Here is a 22,173-nt window from a genome sequence, read left to right on the forward strand (position 1 = left end):
TTTATTTGGTTTTATTTTTTATTTTAGAGTTCTGTGGTTCTTTTATTTTTTACTTATTTTGGATCTTTTTTAATCGTAATTTTTATTAAATTTGAATTTTAAAAATTTTATTTGAAGTCTCTTCTTTTGAATATACCTTAAATAGCTTTCGGGTTAGATTTTTTTCTCTAAATAACTTATTTAATTTACCATTAACTTTTTTAACTTTAAAATACATATTCGCTATACTGTTTAATTTATATGAAAATATTAAAGCTATAATAATCAAAAATATTGTAAAAATTATGGCAAATTTATAATCTAGGTGGTATAATTCAAATATAACTAAAATTGAAGCTATAATTAGCATTAAAACTCTTTTAATTAAAATTAATATGAAAGATTGTATGGTGTCAACACCTCTAATTGACCTGCTTAGTAATCCTGAAAAGTCAACTTTATTAAACTCATCAAAAGTATCAAAATCCATTAGAATATTAAAAAGGTCTTTTTTAAGATAATGAGTAGAATTAGAAGCAACTAATACAGAAAGATATGCAACAATCAACGTATTAATAATGGAGATGACCATAACTGTAACTAATTTATATAAAAGAGGTATAAACTCATGAAGAGCATTATTTTTAACTAAAATTACTATTATTGCTGCATGTTCGAGAATATATATTTGGCATTCTGCAATAATAATGGAGAAAATAGTTATTAATGCTATTTTTTTCCAATTTTTTTTGAAAATTAATTTTAGTAGTAATTTCATATAACTCCTCTTTTAATTACTTAATATTACCACAATATATAATAATTATTTTATAAATTATACATTTTACTATTGGATATTTATTTAGAATTTTAACTTAAGATATAATCAAATCTTCAGCTTATTTACAAAGATAAATATAGTAATAATAAATTTTAAGTAGTTTTTTTCAATTATGACATTTTGAAATATCCTTGACTTGGTTCATAAATAACTCCTTTCTGTCTTAAAGTTTTTATGAGTTGTTCGGCTTTTTCTTCACTAATATTATATTTTTCTTTAAGATTAGTTAATAAGACATCTATTGGAGCTTGGTCTCCAAATTCTTCTTGTAGGTTTCTAATCTCTTCTGTGACCTTATTCATTTTTTCTCTATCTGAACTTGGTGTTCTTCCTTCAACTTTATCAATATCAAGCTGGCCACTATCTGGATCAAGACCAACTTCTTTAAGACATGCCAGTTGAAGTTTTACAGCTGCTTCAGCATCTTCTGCTTCAACTTCTTCTTTTAATCTTATTTTAGCACTAGCTTCAGCTAAACGTATAGTTGCTTCCAATTGTCTTGCAGTAATAGGAACTGGGCCTTGTTCCTCTGTAGAACTATTTCTTGTAGATACATAAAATTCTCTTAAAACTTCCATAGCTTCTTTGGTAAGTGTAGGGTTAGAATTTTTACGAGCATATGCAATATATTTTCTTAAAAGTTCAGGTTCAATTACATATTCAACAGAATTTTCTTGGTGTATTTTAAGAATATGTTTAGCTAATTCTGAATCGTTTTGAACATCAGGTTTATCTTCAACAATAAAGATTAAATCGAAACGAGAAAGAATTGGTGGGGGCAATTCAATTTGTTCTGCTAAAGCTTTATATCTATCGAACCTACCAAATTTAGGGTTTGCTGCTGCGAGAACTGAACAACGAGAATTTAATGTTGCCATAATTCCTGCTTTTGCAATACTAACAGTTTGTTGTTCTAAAGCTTCGTGAAGTGCAGATCTATCTTCTGAACGCATTTTGTCCAATTCATCAACACATACATTTCCTTGATCTCCAAGAACAAGTGCACCTGCTTCTAATGACCATCCTCCAAGTTCGTCCCTAACTGCTGCTGCAGTTAAACCTGCTCCTGTAGTACCTTTACCACTTGTATAAATACTTCTTGGTGCAAGTTTAGAAACATATTTAAGCATTTGGGATTTACCAATACCTGGGTCTCCTACAATAAGTATGTGAATATCTCCTCTTAAGCGAGTTTCATCTTCTAATAATTTTGCAGCTCCACCAAATAATTGAAGGGCAATAGCTTTTTTTACATCTCTATAACCTCTAATTGACGGTGCTGTTGATTGAATAATCTTTTCATGAATATGGGGGTCTTTTGAAAGTTCTAAAATCTCTTCTTCATCTTCTTCACTAATTTTTAATTCTTCAAATTCCTGTTCAAGTGGTTCTATATGGTTTACATAAATATAGTTTTTAAATTTACCACTTCTCTCTTCTCGAAATGTTTTTAAAGTTCCTGTAATTCTAACCTTGTCTCCAGGATTTAATTCATCTACTAAATCATCTTCAAGAATCATTAACATTTGTTTAGGTTCAGTACCTCCAGATAAATTTTCTAAAGGTTCTTGCATACGTGCAGTTTGTGTATCAATATAATATGATTCTTCCTGAAGTAATCTAAATGTACGTCCTCCACAATTAGGACACATTGAAGGTTCAATAATATGATTTTGGGAGCTTTGTTCAACTTCGTATTTTTTCATACAGCCTCTACATTCAAAGACTCCAGTTTCAATTCTAGGTCTAATCTCGTCAGTTTTTCTAACAATGCCATCTGCTGAGACAAAGGTTCCAATATATTTACTAAGTAATATGTTAAGAGGAATAATATTTGTAAGATTACTTATTCTCACATTTAATTCGGCATTTTGAGCAAGAGGATCAATATTTTTAATTGCTGTTTGGGATGATTTAATAATATCATCAGGTGCTTCGATTAAATGATCTGCTAAATCCGGATCAAACATTTCTAAATCAGTATAGTCAATAGTGATTGATCTCTCATCAGGATAGTATTCTAATGCATCAAATACTTCTTCTTTGTATTGTGTTGAGAAGAATTCCTCAAATTTTGTAATTGTTGTATTTAATTTTTCGTTTGAATTCATCATAATTACATTGATTTTTACTATATAAAAAAATATTTATTTAAAAAATTTATTTGTTTTATAAAGTTTATTTTTTATTTTTAATTAATATTTTAGCTATTTTATTTAATTTTAAAACATTTAATTCTTATTTCAATTAATTATAGTTTCTTTTACCTTTATAGTTATTTTAAAGAATCTTAAATTAATAATTTATCTCTTTCATTTTTTTTTATAAATTTTCATTAATTTTAATCAGATAATCTTCTTTTATCATTATGTTTAAAATTTTATTAACTGTAATTATTTAAACTATAAAATAAATTATTTACACTTTATTAGAAGATTTTTCAAATCTTTTTTATAAAATTTTTATTTTTTTAGATAAAATGTTAAATAATTAGAAAATCAATTTTAGGAAACTTTAATAAATAAGTAAAATATATTATTTTATACTAATTTATTTAGTATTCAATTTTCTTAAACTATTCTAAATTAGAGGACTTAATTATGAAAAAATCAAGACTAAGTTTGTTTAAATCTACATCTATGCTTGTTTCAGTAATAGGTATAATAATGATAATATTAACAATAATAGTTGTTGCGTATATTGGTTTTAGTATGATTTCTTCAGGAATTACTACAGGAGTGTCTTCAGGAAATCAATATGATGAATTATCTCAATTAAAATCAAATTATACATCTTTAGAAGGGCAGTTTAATGGGTCTTCTGATAGCATTGATGATAAACATTATGACGATGTTAGACTTGAGTTAGCAAGAGCTAAAACTGATGTTGATGATGTTGAAAGTGCATTGGCGGCAGGTAAATCGGCTGATGAAGTTAATGATAGGATTGATATAGCAACAGAACAAATAAAAATTTGTCGCGAATCTTTAAATAATTACACTAATTAAACTCTTTTTTTCTTTTTTTCTTTTTATTAATTTTTTAGTTTTTTTATAATGCGCTTTAATCTTTTTTTTAATTTTTATTTTGGATAAAATCTTATTTGTTTTTAGGTTTTTTAAAGCCAAGTCCAACTATATACATTTCAGAACTTTTTTTATGGGAAGATGGTGGTTTAGTTGTTTTTAAAACTTTAAATTTCTTTTTTAATCTATCTATTAGGTTTTTGTATTCTCCACCTTGAAATGCTTTAATTACTATATTTCCCTTATCTTCAAGAATATTGTCTCCAATGCTTACAACAGCCTCAATCAAATCAATACTTCTAAGGTGGTCTATGTCTTTTATTCCAGTTAGGGATGGTGAAGCATCACTAATCAGTACTTTAGTCTTTCCACCAATTATACTTGTAATTTTGTTTTGAATTTCATCTTGTGTAAAATCTCCCCGAATCCTATGAAAGTTCTCTTCAGGTAGAGGTTTTATTCTATTTAAATCCACAGCTACAACAATGCCCCCTTCTTCTACCTTTTCAAGTGCTATTTGTGACCATCCTCCAGGAGCAGCACCTAAATCTACAACAGTATCTCCTTTTCTAATAATTTTATATTTTTTATCTAATTGTTTAAGTTTATATGATGCTCTTGAACGATAATCATCTGCTTTTGCTCTTTTATAATAGGGGTCTTTTTTCCTCTCCATTTCCCATCTACTGCCCATTTAATCACGACCTTTAATATTTATTTTTCTGGAGGTTTAAAATTTAATGCGGCACATGTAGGATTACCTACTTTTATAGCTTCAATATCAACATTTCCTTTATCAATTGTCATTAACATAACTGTTGGATCTGATAATCGGGGATTAGTAGGACTGCCAGGATTAATGAATAATATATCTTTCATCGTTTCAATTGCAGGCCTATGTGTATGTCCACTAATAAGTATTTTAACTTCTAATTCTTTTGCAATATAATATAATTTGTCTAAATCTCCTTTAGGATAAACTACTCCATGGGTAATACCAATTTTTACTCCTTCCATCTCTAAAACTCTAAATGGGGGAAGTTCTTCTATTGTTGGAGGGTCCATATTTCCTCGAACAGCATATGTAGGTGCAAGTTTATTTAATTCATCTAAAACTTCTGTACTGACTAAATCTCCAGCATGTAAAATTAAATCAACACTCTTGAAAGTTTCAAAAACTTTATCAGGTAGTTTTTCACTTCTTTTTGGTATGTGTGTGTCAGAAATTAATCCGATTAACATTTTCTCCACCATTTTTTTATAATTAATTTTTTTCATTGAAAATATTATATTATTAGTTTATTTATTTTTTATTTTTAAATATGGTTCTAGAATTAATTTAAATATCCTCTAAAATAAAATCTTAATATAATTATGGAAATGATATTTTATTTTATGATATTATAAATGATCATTTCAAAAATTATTTATCTTATATTTTATAGTTTAGTATTTTTTTTCTTGTTTTTTAAATTAAATTTATTTTATTTTAAGTTTATACTTTTTTATAAAAATTAATTAATTTTTTTTTAATTATTTTATATTTTATTAATATTTTATATTATAAATTTTTATTTATTGTATATTTTATTCAATTATACTTATAATGCAGTGAATTTTTTAATAAAAAACATTATATGTTTTAAATTACATAATTTATATTATATTTTTATTTTAAAAAGGAGATTATAAGATGGGAGAAATAAAAAAAGAAGATATTTTAGAAATTTTAGATGGATATGATAAAGAAAATATTACTATTGCAACTTTAGGTAGTCATACTTCTTTACATATCTTACATGGGGCTAAATTAGAAGGTTTTCGTACTGCTATCGTATGTGAGAAAGGTAGAGAAATACCTTATGAACGTTTTGATGTAGCTGATGAATATATTATGGTTGATAAATTTGCAGATATGGTAAATGAGGATATTCAACAAAAACTTCATGATATGAATGCTATTGTTGTTCCTCATGGATCTTTTGTAGCTTATGCTGGATTAGATAATGTTGAGGATAAATTTAATGTGCCTATGTTTGGTAACCGAGATATTTTAAGATGGGAAGCTGAAAGAGATCTAGAGAGAAAATTACTTGTAAACGGTAAGTTAAGGATTCCACAAAAATTCACAAGTCCTGAGGAAATTGATAGGGAAGTAATGGTTAAATTCCCAGGTGCAAGAGGTGGAAGAGGTTACTTTATCTGTTCTAGTACTGAAGAATTTAATGAAAAAATCGATGCAATGAAAAACCGTGGCTGGTTAGAAGATGAAGATGTTCCTCAAGCACATATTGAAGAATATGTTTCAGGTTGTAACTACTGTATACACTATTTCTACTCTGCATTAAAAGACGAAGTAGAATTAATGGGTATGGATAGTAGATATGAATCAAGCATTGATGGGTTAGTAAGGATGCCTGCAAAAGACCAGTTGGCTCTTGATGTATCTCCTTCCTATGTTGTTACTGGTAATCATCCAGTTGTAATAAGGGAATCATTGCTTACACAAGTCTTTGATTTAGGTGATAAATTAGTTGAAAGTGCTAAAGAATTAGTTGCACCGGGTATGAATGGACCATTCTGTTTACAAACTCTTGTAAATGATAATCTTGAACTTGTAGTATTTGAAACAAGTGCAAGAACAGATGGTGGTACTAATACATTTATGGAAGGTTCTGCTTACACTCACCTTAAATATGGTGAAGGTATGAGTATGGGTAGAAGAATTTCTCTTGAAATTAAAAATGCTATTGAAACAAATCAATTAGATAAGATTATTACATAAAAAGATCTAAAGTTCACGTCTTGACGACTCTATTGTTTTTAAGGAAAAATACTTTTATTATTATTTCTTATATTTTTTTTTCCATTATAAATGGTTTAATACATTATACGGTTTTAATCTTTTTATTTCTTTTTTTTAATTTTTTTATTTAATTTAGATTTTTATCATATTTTTTATAAAATTTTGTTATTAAATAGGAGATTTTTCTCAAAATCAAAATAAAACTTAAGTTTTAAGAGTAGTTTATTTTATATATATTATAGAAATACAATTAATAGAATTTTGGGATGTTTTTTATTAATTTAAATTTTTCAAATACTAATTGGAAATCTCAAACAATATTGATTTTAATTTTAACGGCTTTAGTTCAGTTATCAGCAGCTTTTATTACAAATATCATTACTGTTATGTTACCCAATATATCTTATGATTTAGATATTTCACTCGATTCTTTAAATTGGATTTCTTTAATATTTTTAATGGCTATTATTTCAGTGGGTATACCTTTAAATAAATGTATTAGTCAATGGGGTGTTAAAAGGTGTATTAGGATTTCTATTATTGGTTTGATGATAAGTTTGATTTTAACTTCAATTGCTACTAATATGGAATTACTACTTATTTCCCGTATAATTCAAGGAGTTACTATTGCAGTAATGTGTATTAGTATTTATATGATGATTATTTTAGGAATACCTAATGAACATCTTGGAAAAACATTAGGTATTGTAGGATCATGCGGATATATTGGAACAACTATTGCACCATCCATTGCAGGTTTTATTTCCTATTATTTATCTTGGAGATATGCATTTCTCATTATTGTTCCAATTTTAGTATTTGAATTGTTTTTAATTTATTTAATTAAGGATGAATGGTCGACTGATAAGAAAGCTTTAGATATTAAAGGTTCATTAATTTATGGGATTATGGTTATTTTTCTAGTATTTGGACTTTCAGAGGTTGATGATGGTTTATGGCCTTTAATAGTAGGTTTGTTCCTTTTAATAATATTCATTTATTATGAAAGGAAGATTAATAATCCTATTTATAATTTAAACCTTATACACAACTCCAATATATGATTGGTAACTTTGCAGCAATGTCAGGTAATTTTGTAATATTCATTGTTGCTTATACTTTAAATTTATATTTACAAATTGTTTTAGGATTAGATACTAGGTTTGTAGGATTATTGTTATTAATAACGCCAATTGTAATGATATTTATCTCTCCTTTAGCAGGTAGGCTTTCAGATAAACATAATAATAATATGATTTCGGCAATAGCTATGATTATTATAGGTGTTAGTTTAGTTATTTTGGTATCATTAGATGTCCTTCCATTTTATATGATTATCGTAGCATTTATCATACAAGGAGTAGGTTATGGATTATTCGCATCTCCTAATAATAAAAATGTTCTCACTTCAGTTTCTATTGATGACTTATCTGATGCTTCAGCACTTTTATCTGCTGGAAAAGATATTGGTAAATTGTTAAGTTTATGTATCTTCAATATTTTTTGTGAGTTCTTTGTAAATACCCAAGATTTGAATGATGAAATGGGGGGTTTATATTTTTCTATTAAATCAATGATGATGTTTTGTATTATACTTGTAATATTGTGTATAATTTTTATTATAATTTCTAAATTCAAGTTAAAAATGGAAAAATCTGCAAGTAATTAAACTTCCTATTAAATGTCTAAGACAATGAAAGCAATTTTACACATTATTTTTAATAATCTTTTTATTTTGAAATTTGGCAAAACTTTTATAAAAGGAGGGAATAATATTATTTATTCATTGTTTAATATTTTTGTATAAGAATCATAATAGGATTTTATTTCCATTTTCTATATGGTTAGGTGACATTATGAAGACTATTTTAATTGCAGGAGGAGCTGGCTTTATTGGCACTAATTTATGTAAAAGATTTCTTAATGAAGGATATAAAATAATTTGTGTTGATAATTTTCATACGAGTAATAAAAGAAATCTTAAAAAAATATCCTCTGAAAATTTTAAATTAATAGAACATGATATAACTAAGCCATTTGATATTGATGAGGGCATTGATGAAATTTATAATTTAGCAAGTCCGGCTAGTCCTCGCCATTATCAATCAAATCCTTTACAAACTATTAAAACAAATGTTCATGGGGTTTTTAATTTATTAGATTTAGCTGTTAAATATGATGCTGAATTTTTACAATCAAGCACTAGTGAAATTTATGGAGAACCTTTAGAACATCCTCAAAAGGAATCTTATTGGGGAAATGTAAATCCTAATGGTATCAGATCTTCTTATGATGAAAGTAAAAGATGTGCTGAATCTATTTGTTTAAATTACTATAATGAATATGGTGTTAATGTAAAAATTTGTAGAATTTTTAATACCTATGGTCCTTATATGGATCCTTCTGATGGAAGAGTAGTTACAAACTTTATCATTCAAGCTTTAAAAGGTGAAGATTTGACGATTTATGGTGAAGGTACTCAAACAAGAAGTTTTTGTCATGTTGATGATTTATTAGATGCTTTTATAAAAGTTATGGCTACTGAAACTGAATTTACAGGTCCTATTAATTTAGGAAATCCTATTGAATTTACTATTTCTGATTTGGCTAATAAAGTTATTGAAAAAATTGATTCAAAGTCTAAAATTATCTATCTTCCTCTACCTCAAGATGATCCAAGTAAAAGAAAACCGGATATTTCATTTGCAAGAGAAAAATTGAAATGGCAACCAAAAATAACATTGGATGAAGGATTAGATAATACAATATCTTATTATGATAATTTAATCAATTCATTTTAATAATTATATTTTATTATTAATTTTAAAATTTTACAAGAGTATAATACAAATAAATTGTCACAATCTATTATTTTTTAAATTTAAATTTTTTTTCATTACACATTGATTTTTTTTTTAATTAAACATGCTTATATATTAAAAAACAAATATTATTAGTAAATAATAAACAATATTACTATAATTTTATTATAATTCATTTAATTTTAATTTATTTAATTAATTCAATTATATTTAACTTATTAATTTATTTAATTTATTAATCATTATATCTTTTAATGAAAATATAGGTGTTTTTATGGATTATGATTATTTAATTGTTGGTTCTGGTCTTTTTGCTTCTGTTTTTGCACGTGAGATGACAGATTTAGGTAAAAAATGTTTGTTAATTGAGAAAAGAGACCATATTGGTGGAAATATTTATACTGAATCAGTTGAAGGGATAAATGTTCATAAATATGGTGTTCATATATTACATACGGATAATAAACAATATGTAAATAAATATGCTAATTTTATTCCATTTACTCATGCACCCCTTGCAAACTATAAAGGAGAATTATTTAATCTTCCTTTTAATATGAATACTTTCCATCAGATGTGGGGGGTAATTACTCCTCAGGAAGCATATGAAATTATTGAAAAACAGAAAAAAGAAGAGGCTATATCTACTCCTCAAAATTTAGAAGAACAGGCTGTAAGTCTTGTTGGAAGAGATATATATGAGAAACTGGTAAAAGGATATACTGAAAAACAATGGGGCCGAGATTGTAGGGACCTTCCTCCATTTATTATTAAAAGATTACCTGTTAGATTTACATATGATAATAATTATTTTCATGGATTATATCAAGGTATACCTGTTGGAGGATACACTCCATTTATAGAAAATCTATTAAAGGGAAGTGATGTTAAATTAAACACTGACTTTTTTACAGATAAGGATAAATGGTTAAATTCTGCTTCTAAAATATTATTTACAGGAATGATAGATGAATATTATGATTACTGTTATGGTGAATTAGAATACAGGTCATTAGAATTTGAAAATGAAATATTGGATATTGATAATTATCAAGGTAATGCTGTAATGAATTTTACAGATAGGGAAACTCCGTTTACACGCATTATCGAGCATAAACATTTGGAATTAACTGATTCAGATAAGACTATCATTACTCGTGAATATCCTAAAACCTGGTATAAAGGAGAAGAAGCTTATTATCCAATTAATGATGATAAAAATAATGATTTATATGAAAAATATAAACAATTAGCTAAAAAAGAAGATAATATTATATTCGGCGGTCGTCTTGGTATGTATAAATATTTTGATATGGACCAAGTTATTGAAGAAGCATTAAATTTGGTTAAATCAGAATTAAATCAAGCTTGATTATTCCAAATCAACTATTTTTATAGATGATTTTTGCAAAATAAATATATAAAAAAAGAAGGGGTTTATATTATGCATTTGCATACAATAAACCAATGGCTCTATGTAAAAACAATAGTATAAATGGTATTCCAATAAAAATGCATATGAAAACACCAATATATGGAATCAATCCAATCAGTCCGATGATTAATGTTAAAAGAAATGCAATTATATAGATTACAATCAAGGTAATTATAATCTTTACAACTCCTATATTTGACATGTCTTTTAGTATTTCTCTAAATCTCAAACCCTCAGTTCCTCTTTCATATTTTGCAAATCTGACTAGTCCTGTAAATAACATTAATGAAAATATAAAAAATAAGATAATTGCAACAATTAAAGTAACAGTTAACCCATTGGTAAATGTGTTCATTGTTGATTTTGGAATTGTTGCTATTATCATGGTAAAATTGCTCGCACCATTATCTATAGCATTAATACTGGCATATATGATTTTAGTAAGTGATGTAAATAGTCCGCTTGCAGAAGCGAAAATAAGGGTAATGATTAGAGGTATTATAAAATAGATTATATCTAAAATCAATGTTTTAACACCAATAACAAATTGTTTTACATAATCAAATTCGGGAAGTGTGTTATCGACAGCAGTTCCACTTTTAATGACCTCAATTAAGTATCCTAAAATTATAAATGAAATGATTAAAGTTATAACACTTAAAATCATGGTTAAAGTGTTGTTTTTAAAGCCATATGATGGAAGAATTGTTGATAAGCTCATTATAATAATTAAAATACAGAATATTAAAAATTTTCGAGTATCAGTTATTGGATATTTAATAGCATCCGTTATAATTTCACGTAAATTCATATTTATCACATAAATTAACTCTTGACAGGTATATATTTTTAGATAATAGTATTTAAAATTTAAAGTACTAATTTATTATCAACAAATTAACAATTTCTAATTGTTTATCTTAATGAAGGCACTTTCAAAAACTTGTGTGATTTGATTTTTCCCCATTTATGGGGACACGAAATTTTTAAGGCCTAATTTTTCTTTATTTTTAATTTAGAAATAGTAAACTTAATATATTAAGTGGAGCTTATTTATTAATATGAATAAGAAAAAAATAAAAGCTCCATATCAAGATATGGACTTAAAAGAATATAAACTTTTCGATTTTGTACTTGAGTTTTCTGAATTCCGTCAATTTGATGATCTTTCACGTTTTGGTTGTGAAAATATAGATAATAATCTCATAAGATTAGAAAAAAGAGGTAAAATTCATTTTAAAAATAAAATTACCATTTGTCCAACTTGTAATTCAACACACACTGTTAAAAATGGCACATATGAAAGAAAATTAATTTTCTTAAGAATTGATGAAAAATTATGCACTATTCAAAAATATAAATGTAAAAAATGTGGTAAAGTCTTTTATACTAATTTATCATCCCTTGTTTATGATAATTCTAATATAACATTACCTGTTATTGATTGTATTGAGAATTTATATCAGATTTATGGTGCAAGTCTTCATAAAATACAATTTGACTTAAAACAACAACACAAGATTGAAATCTCACATCAAAGCATTGAAAACATATTATTAAGCAGTAATTATAAATTTAAATATGATAATTGGACTTATTCTGGTCATTATCTATTTGATAGTCTTTGGGTTAAAATTAATGGCGTTTGGAACTATCTTTTAGCATTATTCGACGTTAAATTAAATACTTTAGTTTCAATCAAATTGGTAGAATCAGAAGATTCTAAAACCATTTATCAATTTTTACATGAATCCCTAAGAAATCAAAAGAAAATATCCATAGGAACAGATTTAAAACATGAATATCGAGAAGCAATAGATAAATTAAATGTAAAACATCATTTCTGCAGATTCCATGTGAAACAAAATCTAAATAAAATATTTAAAGATTATATTTATCAAAATCAAGTCACAGATGAAGAAAATGAAATATTGACTCAACTGAAAGAAGATATTTATGAAATATTAGATGCTGAATCAGTTGTTGATGCTAAAAAACTTCGAGATAAATTGATTAATAATAAATACCCTGAAAATAACTTTATAAATAAAATTTTATGGAAATTTATTATTCCTAACTTTAATAAATTAATTATACCACTTGAAAACTCGAATATCCCGTTAACAAATAATAAAATAGAAAATATATTCCAAAAAATTTTTCCAAAACATATAAAAAGAAGAATGAAAATAGAAAAAGGAATTTTATCTAGATTCATGTTAAAACTTAATTATTGGAACGTAAATAATGTTAATTAAATTTTATCACACAAGTTTTTGAAAGAGCCTTAATGAAGATTGCCATAATCTTAATATATCCGAATAAATATAACAATTTAATGAGGTATAATATGAACAAAAAAATACTTACATTAATTCTTGTTATATTAATATCTTTTTGTTTTTTATCTATAGTTGTAGCTAACAATGTAGCATATGATGATAATCACATATCAGATCACAATAAAACGGACCATAAGGACAAAATCCATAATAATACAACAAATCATGATAAAAAGGCAGATAATGACAAAAAAATCGATAAAAATAAAACCATTATTGATAATAATAACAATACAACCGATAAAAACACAACGGAAAATAAATCCAATAAAGACTATGTTTTAGCTAAAGGAAATGGAAATGATATTGAATTTAGTGATGGTTTTAGAGGATTTAGGCTTAATTATTCAAAATCCCCCGCAAGTTCAGGAGATCAATTTAAACCTGTTTCTGCCTCAGCGGCTACTAATTCTAATTTACTAAAATTGGGCTATAATTCAATGTTATAGACTTGATTCAACAGGTCAGATTGGAAAAGTAATGGCAGACATTATTAAAAATGGGGCCTCCAGTGCGAATCTTGCAGACTCAGATGAAAATGTAATTAATCAAGATGTTATTAAAATAAATGATTATATTGGAGCTATTTTTGATTTTGAAGTTTTAAAATCTGTATCTGGTAATGAATCAGATTATTTTGCATATAAAGTATCATTTATAACGATTAATGATGATGAAAAACAAACAAATCAAACTAATAATTTAACTAATGAAACAAATACTACAAATATTACAAATTTAATTGAGCCAGCCAATAATCAAACAAATACTACCTATATAAAGAACAATTATGATGGTTTTTTGGCTTTACTTTTCAATTCACTTTTTGACTCATGGAAACCTATTATTGAAACATTAACACATGACTTTCTAATGATTGTTAATGCTCTTGAAGGACTGACAATGCTATATGAAGAATTTATCTTGGAATTTCAGTCTTTAATGGATGCTCTTGAAAAACTTTTAATAATGCTTCAATATGAATGGAAAGAACTTGAAGGAATTTTAAAATTACTCAGTGTTCTATGGACTGCTATTGAACAGCTTTTAAAATTAATACAAGCCTTTTTGAATTTCATTATGGCACTTATAAATGCAATTATAGCATTTTTACAACAACTTTTAGCATATCTGATGGCTTTAATTCAGCTCCTTTTAGATTTAATCAATCAGCTTATAGCATTTATTCAAGCTATAATGGCCTTCTTGAAAGCAATTGGCAGTTTCTTAATTAATATCATTGAAAATGCATTAATTATTATATGTGTATTTGTGATTATTACAATTGTAGCATTTATTTATAATAAAATAAGATAATTTTTATTATTTAATTCCTTTTTTTTATAAATAGGCTAATTTTCAAAAGTTTTCTTTTTTTTATTTTTTTAATTTATCTTTAGCTTTTTTATATCCTGGTTCTATTGGTTTAACTTTCTTTTGAACATTTTTACTTCCTTTTTTATTTGCATTTGCCATTTGGATTGCTGAATCTCTATTAGATTTAAAATATCTTCCTATCAGTGCAATAAATCCTCCCATGATGAAGAATAAAATAAATAAAAGTACATTTGTATAAATAGGATCTAAATTCAGGTTTATCATTTCTCCAAGAGCACCATATATTATGGCTATCCATAGAAAAACACTTGAAAGTCCTCCCACAGCAAATCCCTGCATATAATTTTTTGATTTATATCCAATATAAAATGGTCCTATTGCTGCAAAGGAGTCTATTTCTGTATGTGATGCAATAATTGGCGTGATGACAAATATTGCAGTTCCAATGATAAATGCTGTAAAATTAAAATCTTCTAAATCTTCACTTATGCTCATTTAATCACCTTTTTTATTTCAGACCCAATTGCTCCGAAAATTGCAATAAATACACTTTCTATGATTAGGCAGTAGAATACTCCAATATAACTTTCATTTCCAGATAAGCTAAATCCTGTAAATCCTCCAATGAGAGGTTCTAACCATAGTCCTAAAAATTTAAAATTTATAATAAATAATATGTTACAGAATAAAATTCCGCAAAAACCACTTATTCCTGCATTATATGCTCCCTCAGCGATTTTATTACTTAAAAGTCCTATTATTAAACCTACTAATGGTAAAACAATAGCCGAATATCTTGCAAGAAATAGTTCAGTAAATATAATTAAAATAGTCCCAAGATATATTTTTGACCTACTCATTTTTATCATTTTTAGTTTTATAATTTAATTATATGCTTTATGTTCATATAAATTTTTTTCTAAATTTCTAATATTTTAAGATTAATTAATTATAGAGCAAATATAGTAAAACAATGATATTAATCTTTAATTGAATATTATTTAGATTAGATTTAAAATATTTATTTAATAAAGATATATAGTCTAGGACATTAAAATTTTAGTTATAACTGGTGTTTTTATATAATATTTCTAAGATTTTTTTGTCCATAACTATATTTTCAAAAGTATATAATTAATAAAATTAATTTTATTAGAGGGATTTAAAAAATAAAGTTTTATAACTTTATTAAATTAATAATAAAATAAAATATAAAATAATAAAAGAAAATAAAACAAATAAAATTGAATAAAAATAAAATAAGTATGAGAATTAAAGATTAGAATAAAGGATCTTTAACCCTACTAATTCTAAAGGAGTTTAAAATTACAAGTAATGTTAAACCTAAATCTCCAATTCCCACAGACATCATTAATGTGATTAATCCGAGTGTTGCAAGTATTACAAATAATACTTTTATTGTAATTGCAAATGTAATGTTTTGAGTAATAATGCCCATAGTTTTTCTACTTAATGTAAATAGATATGGTAATTTAGAAATATCGTCCTGCATTAAAGCAATATCTGCTGTTTCAATAGCAACTTCAGAACCTGCTGCACCCATTGCAATTCCAATGTTTGCTCTTGCAAGTGCAGGAGCATCATTTATTCCATCTCCGACCATAGCTACATCTCCAAACTTATTTCGAATTGTATCTAGGAGATTTAATTTATCTTCGGGTAGTAAGTCAGTATAAACATAATCTAGGCCAAGTTCTTTTGCAACCTTTTCTCCTGCAAGTTTATTATCTCCTGTAAGCATAAATGTTTTAACACCTTGTTCTTTAAGATCAGATATAACCTCTCCTGCACCGTCTCTTATTTTATCACTTACAGTTATTATTCCAATTACAGTTTTAGAATTTCCAAGACAGATAATAGTTTCACCTTTTTTGGAATATTTGTTAATTTCATCACGAGATATGTTAAATTCAGATCCCTCGATTAATGATTCATTAGCAGCATAATATTTCTCACCATTTAATGATCCTACAATACCTTTTCCTGCAACGTTTTTAAAGTCTGTAATTTCTTCATATAGAATATTATTCTCATCAGCATAGTTTAAAATTGCTTTTGCTATTGGATGTGAAGAATTATGTTCAAGTGATGCTAATATTTTTATTATTTCGTCTTTAGTAAATTCTTCATCTTTTATTTCAATATTAGTTAATACAAGCTTACCTTCAGTTAAGGTTCCAGTTTTATCAAGGATTACAGCTTTAATGTTTTTCATTTCTTCAACATATGAACTTCCTTTAATTAAAACTCCTTTTTTTGTTGCAGCGGTAATGGATGAAACCATACCTACGGGTGTTGAAATTAAAAATGCACATGGACATGATATTACCATAATTGACAGTGCTTTATAAATCCATATATCCCAGGCCCCATTAAATAATAATGGTGGAATACATGCAACACAAACAGATATTAGAATCATTATGGGAGTATAATATTTTGCAATTTTATTAACTAATGTTTCAGTTTCTGATTTGTGAAGTTGGGATCTTTTAACTAATGTTACGATTTTACTGATTACAGAATCTTTTGCTTTTTTAGTCACTGTAATTTCTAAATATCCTTCTTCATTCACTGTTCCTGAGAATACTTCGTCTGAAACTTCTTTATGTACAGGTAAACTTTCACCTGTAATTGATGCTTGATTTATTGATGAGGAACCTTGACTTATATAACCATCTAGTGGGATTTTATCTCCCGGTTTTACAATAACTACATCTCCAATATTAACATCATCAACAGGAAGGATTTTTTCTGTGTCTCCAACTTTTACACATGCAGTATCTGGTGCAATTGCTATTAATGATTTTATAGAGTGTTTTGATCTATGTTCTGAATAATCTTCTAAGAATTCTGCAATAAAGTATAATAATGCAACTGCTGCACCTTCTTCAGGATGTCCTATTATAAATGATGATATACAGGCAATACACATAAGTAGTGAAGGTCCAATAGTATGCTTTTTGATTAATGATTTGTATGCTGAAATAGCAATTTGATAACCTCCAATTAGAGCACTAATAATAAAAATTGTGTTGGTTATTGTAGGATTAAATGAAATCATTTCTAAAATATGTCCTATAATAAATAATATTCCACTACTTAGCATAATTTGGATAGGCCGATTATAAATTAAAGGTTTGCCTTCAGCAAGTAATTCTTCTTCATCATCCTCATTATTAATATTGCTAATTCTTTTATTATCCTCGTGATTATCGCAATTACACTCCTCATCATGGTTTTCATCCTCATGATGATGGTCATGGTCGTGACTGTGATTATCATTATCTTTATCATCATCACAATCTGGACATCCACAGAGACTTATTTCAACATCTTCATCATAGTCAATTTCTTCTCTATGGTCAAATACGTCAAAATCGGTGTTTTTTTGATGTTCATGTAATAGTTTTCTTTTGTAATGGTCTTTATTTGTACAGGGAACATCGTCACAATCAGGATTAAAGCAAATATAATTATAATGTTTAGGATCATAACATTCTTCTTCGTTACAATCAGAGTCATAACATTTATTATTTTTCATTTTAAACACCTTTTAGTTTTCTTCTAAAGTATGTTCTAAACCAATTTTGTATATCATTTCTATATGAATGTCTGTAAGAGAATATCTTGCCATTTTACCTTCTTTTTTATATTTTACAATATTATTTGTACGTAAAATTCTTAATTGGTTTGAAACAGTGTTTTGGTTTAAATTTAATGTTTCACAAATATCACAAACACATAAATCTTCATATGAAAGTAAAGATATTATTTTTAATCTTGTAGAGTTACCAAAAATTTTAAAAAACTCGGATAATTCTTGATATTTTTTTTCATCTATCATATGAGGTTTTACTCTTTTGATAACATCTTCATGAGGATCCATTATTTCACAAATGTCTCCATCATTTCCTTTTTCAAGATTATTTTTCTCTGTCATGTACATCACATTAAATTTTACAATTGTATATTAATTTGATAATATATAAAGATTGTTATATCATGATATCGTGATATATTATAAGTTTTAGTTACTCATATTTATTTGTTTAATTCATTAATTTTTGCTTAAATCTTTTATTTTTAAAATATTCTTAAAATAAGCATGCTAATTAAAATAATCTTTTTTGAGCGTTATCATATTTTAAAAGACTCTTTTCTTTAAATTCAATAATATTATCATTTTCTCTAATTTTTCCAAATAATATGGGAGAGTTAACATCATGCTTTTTATAATTTTCAATTGCTTTTTTAGGATTTGTATTAGCATAACAATATTTACAAGCATTTGGACAGGTTGAATATGCTCCAATATCTCTTATAGGCATACATTTACAACCTTCTCTATTGCCTGTATGTCTAATATTATCTTTAAGTTCGATATTATTGGATTTTTCAAAAATCTCTTTAGTTACACACCCTTTTGAGAGTATTCCATATTTTTCAAAATTATAACTGTCGCTACAGTTTTGCAAAACTGTATTGTATTTTTTACTAATATTTGACATTGAAATCAGTATTTTTTCAATATCTCTCTTTTTAAATGGAATTATCTCAGGCATATTCCTATATAATTTTTCATACATATCAACAAAACTAAAAACAGCAAAAGATATATTTTCATGGATTTCAGATAGAATATATTCAAAATTTTTCATATGTTTTTCTATAGTATAATCTGTGCTAAGTAAAATAGGATCAAAACGCCAAACTATTTTTTCTCTACCAATAATCTTAGATATTTTTTTTAAAGTTTCAATACTTTTGTCTATACTTACAACATTTGGCTCTATATCTTCACTGTAAGATGTGATAGTGTAATGTGCCATTATATTGTAAGATGTATTAATTTTATCCATATATTTTAACATAGGTTCATAGTTTTTAGAGCAAAATATAAGCCCATCAATTTTTTTAGGGGTTAAATCAATTTTATAAACATGTTCTGGGTAATAAGGGTTTCTTGAGTAAACAAAACCGTCCTTTAATCTTTTCATAAACCACTTACTATAGTAATTTACAATATCTGTTCTTCCACTAATATTTAATATCATAATAACCCTAATATTGTTTGAATTAAATTTATATAAAATTTTAAAATTACTCAACGATTTGTTGTCTATTTGTTTAATTAGTTTAAATTAGTATAATTACTTACTATAATATTTAAATTAATTTATTTAAATATTTGAATACAATAATATAATATAAATTCAATAATTAAATTTAATAATTTTCATACTGGTGATTAAATGACAGATAATAAACCATTAAAGTTAGAGACAAAATGTTATGATGCTAATGGCTTAGGTTATTTATATGGATTAAATCAAAAGATACCTGATGAGGATTTTGCAAAAATTAAACCATATATGAAAAGGTATGGTAGAAAAGACTTTGTAAATGGTATTACTGAAGTAACTGGAAGGCCTGAAGGATGGAGATGTCTTGAAAGTGATGTTTCTAAAATTGAAGACATACTGGGTATTGAAGACACTCTTGAAAAACGTAATAAAAAGGTAGAAGATGCATTTAAAGATCCATTAAAAAAAGCACAACTTAAAGACCAGGCATTTGAATGGCTTGAAGTTTTATTTAAAAAAGGAGGAACACAACCTGTTCAGGATTTAAGCCGTCTAGCTATTCATTCAACTAAAATTTATGATCCTGCTGACAGTTTTAAAAATGGAAGATCTGAAGGTTTTGGATCATTGTTTATTTACACTCCTCATGGAATGTGGTATATACTAAACAATAGTAGTAAATCTGCTGATAAAAGTCTAAATAATGTTGAGATGAAGGATGGTAATGGTGCTATTGGATATAGATTAATGTATGAGGATGTTGTAGATAGACTTATTAGAATATACACTGAGGAAAACGAGTATACTGGTGGCAGTTTATATTAATAATTTTAAAAAAACAAATCTAATTTTTATTTATTTTTAAAAATATTAATAATTAAAATAATAAATATATATTTATGAATTGTAATTGTAGTGAAAATTGTATTAAAGATGATATTAATGATATTTTTAATAGTCTTGACGACTTTTACACTCCTTGTGATTATTGCACAGTCACAGAACTTAAAAAATCAACACCTATTAAACGACAATTAAACTTAGATGATTTAGATTCAAATTATACTAAGTGTCCACGATGTGGTAAAAGAAGTCTTGATATAGTCCTATCACATGTTATAAAAATATTAATAAATCAGGGTCTAGTTAAAGAATCTTTAGCTTCACTTAGAAAAGTAGGTATTCCTTTAATCACTCCAGGTTTATATCTTGAAGATACTCCAATGTTATCAGATAATACATTAGTTTTAATTTTAGAAAACATTGATGCAGAAACTGCTAAAATTATTGTTAATGAAGTTGATGAAGTTAAAGGAGTTATAAAAGGTAATTTTAAATCAACTATTGGTCAGCTAGATTCAAATAGTGAGATTGATGAATATGAACTTTTAGCAGGATGTGATATTAGAGTGGATATTCCAAATACTGAGAATATAAAAATTGCTATTTATAAACAACAATCTAAACTACATATTGAATTTCCAAGGAAAAATCAAGGTAAAATCAATCAAATCCAAGAAATTTTAAATAAATATGAAAATCCTAAGATTATTGATGGAATGTGTGGACCTGGAACCCTTGGAATATATGCATTAAAATCAAATGCAAGTTTTGTCCTATTTAATGATATTTATAAAGAGGCCGTTAAAACAACAGAATTTAATCTAAAAATAAATCAAATCTCTGAAGATAAATATCATATATATAATGAAGATTTAAATAATTTAGTTGATTTAATAGATGAAAAATATGATATTGGTATTATTGATGCATTTCCTGGAGTTAATATAGATTCTTTTAGAGATAATCTTTTAAAAATATGTAAAGAAGTAATTTTTGTTTAAATATTAGGTGATAATATGAATGAGGAAAAAATAGGTTTTGGTCTTTCAATTAGACTAATTTCAATAAAAAAAGATAAATTACTACTTCTTCAAAGACCAAATAAAAGGTTTCATGACTCTGGAAAATGGGAGTTTCCAGGTGGAAAAGTTAAAAAAGATGAATTTTTTGATGAGGGATTAAAAAGAGAAGTTTTTGAAGAAACTAATCTGAATGTTAAAATAGTAGGTTTTTATTCTGCATGTGAAGATACATTTAAGTCTTGTAAAAACCATCAAAATATTAAATCTATTAATTTAGCTATGTACGGAATACTAGATGAGGGTGAAATTCAATTAAGTAATGAGCATACAGATTATAGCTATTTTTCTAAAGAAGAAATTAAAAAATTAGATGCAAAGGGTAAATTAACTCTTATTACATCTAAACTTTTAAAATCAAACAATTTTAATTTTTAAGCTTTCTTTAAAGTATTATATGGATTAATTTTGAATATTATATTTTCTATAATATTTCTATTTTTTTATAAAACTATGTTTAGGGGCCTGAATTTTTTAGTTCTCAGATAATTGTTGTATTGCTGTTTTTGAGTTAAAACCTTGTGATATGATTAAGGCTCCTAAAAATACATTCA

Annotated in this window: 22 protein-coding genes; 12 read left to right on the top strand and 10 right to left on the bottom strand. The window is 26.0% G+C overall.

Features of this window, described 5'->3' with window-relative positions; all coding sequences use genetic code 11:
- Window positions 1-85: 85 nt before the first annotated feature.
- Window positions 86-757, bottom strand: a complete 672-nt coding sequence (locus QZ146_RS07415) for a hypothetical protein (protein ID WP_295723147.1) — start codon at window positions 755-757, stop codon at window positions 86-88.
- Between the two features lie 173 nt (window positions 758-930).
- Window positions 931-2,931, bottom strand: coding sequence for a minichromosome maintenance protein MCM (locus QZ146_RS07420; RefSeq protein WP_295723188.1), 2,001 nt, complete (start codon window positions 2,929-2,931; stop codon window positions 931-933).
- Between the two features lie 489 nt (window positions 2,932-3,420).
- On the opposite strand from QZ146_RS07420, the gene QZ146_RS07425 reads away from it, so the two are divergent.
- Window positions 3,421-3,828, top strand: coding sequence for a hypothetical protein (locus QZ146_RS07425; RefSeq protein WP_295723149.1), 408 nt, complete (start codon window positions 3,421-3,423; stop codon window positions 3,826-3,828).
- Between the two features lie 91 nt (window positions 3,829-3,919).
- Here the strand turns inward: QZ146_RS07425 and QZ146_RS07430 are convergent, their stop codons facing one another.
- Together QZ146_RS07430 and QZ146_RS07435 are read right to left on the bottom strand one after the other, a co-directional pair.
- Entirely contained in the window at window positions 3,920-4,540 is a 621-nt protein-coding gene (locus tag QZ146_RS07430; RefSeq protein ID WP_295723151.1) for an RlmE family RNA methyltransferase, read from the bottom strand.
- 20 nt (window positions 4,541-4,560) lie between these two features.
- Window positions 4,561-5,097, bottom strand: a complete 537-nt coding sequence (locus QZ146_RS07435; RefSeq protein ID WP_295723190.1) for a YfcE family phosphodiesterase — start codon at window positions 5,095-5,097, stop codon at window positions 4,561-4,563.
- A 442-nt stretch (window positions 5,098-5,539) separates the two neighbouring features.
- Here QZ146_RS07435 and QZ146_RS07440 point away from each other — a divergent pair, with 442 nt between their 5' ends.
- From QZ146_RS07440 to glf, 5 genes are all read left to right on the top strand, one after another.
- Entirely contained in the window at window positions 5,540-6,631 is a 1,092-nt protein-coding gene (locus QZ146_RS07440) for a formate--phosphoribosylaminoimidazolecarboxamide ligase (RefSeq protein WP_295723154.1), read from the top strand.
- Window positions 6,632-6,918: 287 nt separating this feature from the next.
- Window positions 6,919-7,716, top strand: coding sequence for an MFS transporter (locus QZ146_RS07445; protein WP_295723156.1), 798 nt, complete (start codon window positions 6,919-6,921; stop codon window positions 7,714-7,716).
- Window positions 7,713-8,321, top strand: coding sequence for an MFS transporter (locus QZ146_RS07450; protein ID WP_295723158.1), 609 nt, complete (start codon window positions 7,713-7,715; stop codon window positions 8,319-8,321). Before QZ146_RS07445 ends, QZ146_RS07450 begins: the two co-directional genes overlap by 4 nt.
- A gap of 187 nt (window positions 8,322-8,508) precedes the next feature.
- Window positions 8,509-9,453: a UDP-glucuronic acid decarboxylase family protein gene (locus QZ146_RS07455; RefSeq protein ID WP_295723160.1), complete on the top strand. Its 945-nt coding sequence runs from the start codon at window positions 8,509-8,511 to the stop codon at window positions 9,451-9,453.
- Between the two features lie 295 nt (window positions 9,454-9,748).
- Window positions 9,749-10,846, top strand: coding sequence for a UDP-galactopyranose mutase (glf, locus tag QZ146_RS07460; RefSeq protein ID WP_295723162.1), 1,098 nt, complete (start codon window positions 9,749-9,751; stop codon window positions 10,844-10,846).
- A 70-nt stretch (window positions 10,847-10,916) separates the two neighbouring features.
- Here the strand turns inward: glf and QZ146_RS07465 are convergent, their stop codons facing one another.
- Entirely contained in the window at window positions 10,917-11,720 is an 804-nt protein-coding gene (locus QZ146_RS07465) for a DUF4013 domain-containing protein (protein ID WP_295723164.1), read from the bottom strand.
- 250 nt (window positions 11,721-11,970) lie between these two features.
- Here QZ146_RS07465 and QZ146_RS07470 point away from each other — a divergent pair, with 250 nt between their 5' ends.
- The 3 genes from QZ146_RS07470 to QZ146_RS07480 all read left to right on the top strand — a co-directional run bounded on the left by QZ146_RS07470 (window position 11,971) and on the right by QZ146_RS07480 (window position 14,568).
- Window positions 11,971-13,167 carry a DDE-type integrase/transposase/recombinase gene (locus QZ146_RS07470; RefSeq protein WP_295723166.1) on the top strand — a complete coding sequence of 399 codons (1,197 nt, stop codon included), beginning with the start codon at window positions 11,971-11,973 and terminating at the stop codon, window positions 13,165-13,167.
- 92 nt (window positions 13,168-13,259) lie between these two features.
- A complete protein-coding gene (locus QZ146_RS07475; protein ID WP_295723168.1) occupies window positions 13,260-13,700 on the top strand; it encodes a hypothetical protein in 441 nt (146 codons plus the stop codon).
- 31 nt (window positions 13,701-13,731) lie between these two features.
- Window positions 13,732-14,568: a hypothetical protein gene (locus tag QZ146_RS07480; protein ID WP_295723170.1), complete on the top strand. Its 837-nt coding sequence runs from the start codon at window positions 13,732-13,734 to the stop codon at window positions 14,566-14,568.
- 60 nt (window positions 14,569-14,628) lie between these two features.
- Here QZ146_RS07480 and QZ146_RS07485 read toward each other — a convergent pair whose 3' ends face one another.
- The 5 genes from QZ146_RS07485 to QZ146_RS07505 form a co-directional block, all read right to left on the bottom strand.
- Window positions 14,629-15,084, bottom strand: coding sequence for a hypothetical protein (locus QZ146_RS07485; protein ID WP_295723172.1), 456 nt, complete (start codon window positions 15,082-15,084; stop codon window positions 14,629-14,631).
- The gene (locus QZ146_RS07490; RefSeq protein WP_295723174.1) at window positions 15,081-15,449 is read right to left on the bottom strand and encodes a hypothetical protein; all 369 of its coding nucleotides are present in this window, start codon (window positions 15,447-15,449) and stop codon (window positions 15,081-15,083) included. The genes QZ146_RS07485 and QZ146_RS07490 overlap by 4 nt, the downstream gene beginning before the upstream one ends.
- 419 nt (window positions 15,450-15,868) lie before the next feature.
- Complete coding sequence (locus QZ146_RS07495) at window positions 15,869-18,154, bottom strand: cation-translocating P-type ATPase (protein ID WP_295723176.1); 2,286 nt, start codon at window positions 18,152-18,154, stop codon at window positions 15,869-15,871.
- A 12-nt stretch (window positions 18,155-18,166) separates the two neighbouring features.
- A complete protein-coding gene (locus QZ146_RS07500) occupies window positions 18,167-18,553 on the bottom strand; it encodes a helix-turn-helix transcriptional regulator (protein WP_295723177.1) in 387 nt (128 codons plus the stop codon).
- A 172-nt stretch (window positions 18,554-18,725) separates the two neighbouring features.
- On the bottom strand, window positions 18,726-19,667 hold the full coding sequence (locus QZ146_RS07505; RefSeq protein WP_295723179.1) for a DUF1848 domain-containing protein: 942 nt from the start codon (window positions 19,665-19,667) through the stop codon (window positions 18,726-18,728).
- Between the two features lie 198 nt (window positions 19,668-19,865).
- Here QZ146_RS07505 and QZ146_RS07510 point away from each other — a divergent pair, with 198 nt between their 5' ends.
- From QZ146_RS07510 to QZ146_RS07520, 3 genes are all read left to right on the top strand, one after another.
- On the top strand, window positions 19,866-20,522 hold the full coding sequence (locus QZ146_RS07510; RefSeq protein ID WP_295723182.1) for a type I restriction-modification enzyme R subunit C-terminal domain-containing protein: 657 nt from the start codon (window positions 19,866-19,868) through the stop codon (window positions 20,520-20,522).
- Between the two features lie 74 nt (window positions 20,523-20,596).
- On the top strand, window positions 20,597-21,541 hold the full coding sequence (locus QZ146_RS07515; RefSeq protein WP_295723184.1) for a 50S ribosomal protein L11 methyltransferase: 945 nt from the start codon (window positions 20,597-20,599) through the stop codon (window positions 21,539-21,541).
- A gap of 15 nt (window positions 21,542-21,556) precedes the next feature.
- Complete coding sequence (locus QZ146_RS07520) at window positions 21,557-21,997, top strand: NUDIX domain-containing protein (protein ID WP_295723186.1); 441 nt, start codon at window positions 21,557-21,559, stop codon at window positions 21,995-21,997.
- Window positions 21,998-22,173: the final 176 nt, after the last annotated feature.

The sequence above is a fragment of the uncultured Methanobrevibacter sp. genome, from assembly GCF_905235195.1.
In the GTDB taxonomy this organism is placed as follows: domain Archaea; phylum Methanobacteriota; class Methanobacteria; order Methanobacteriales; family Methanobacteriaceae; genus Methanarmilla.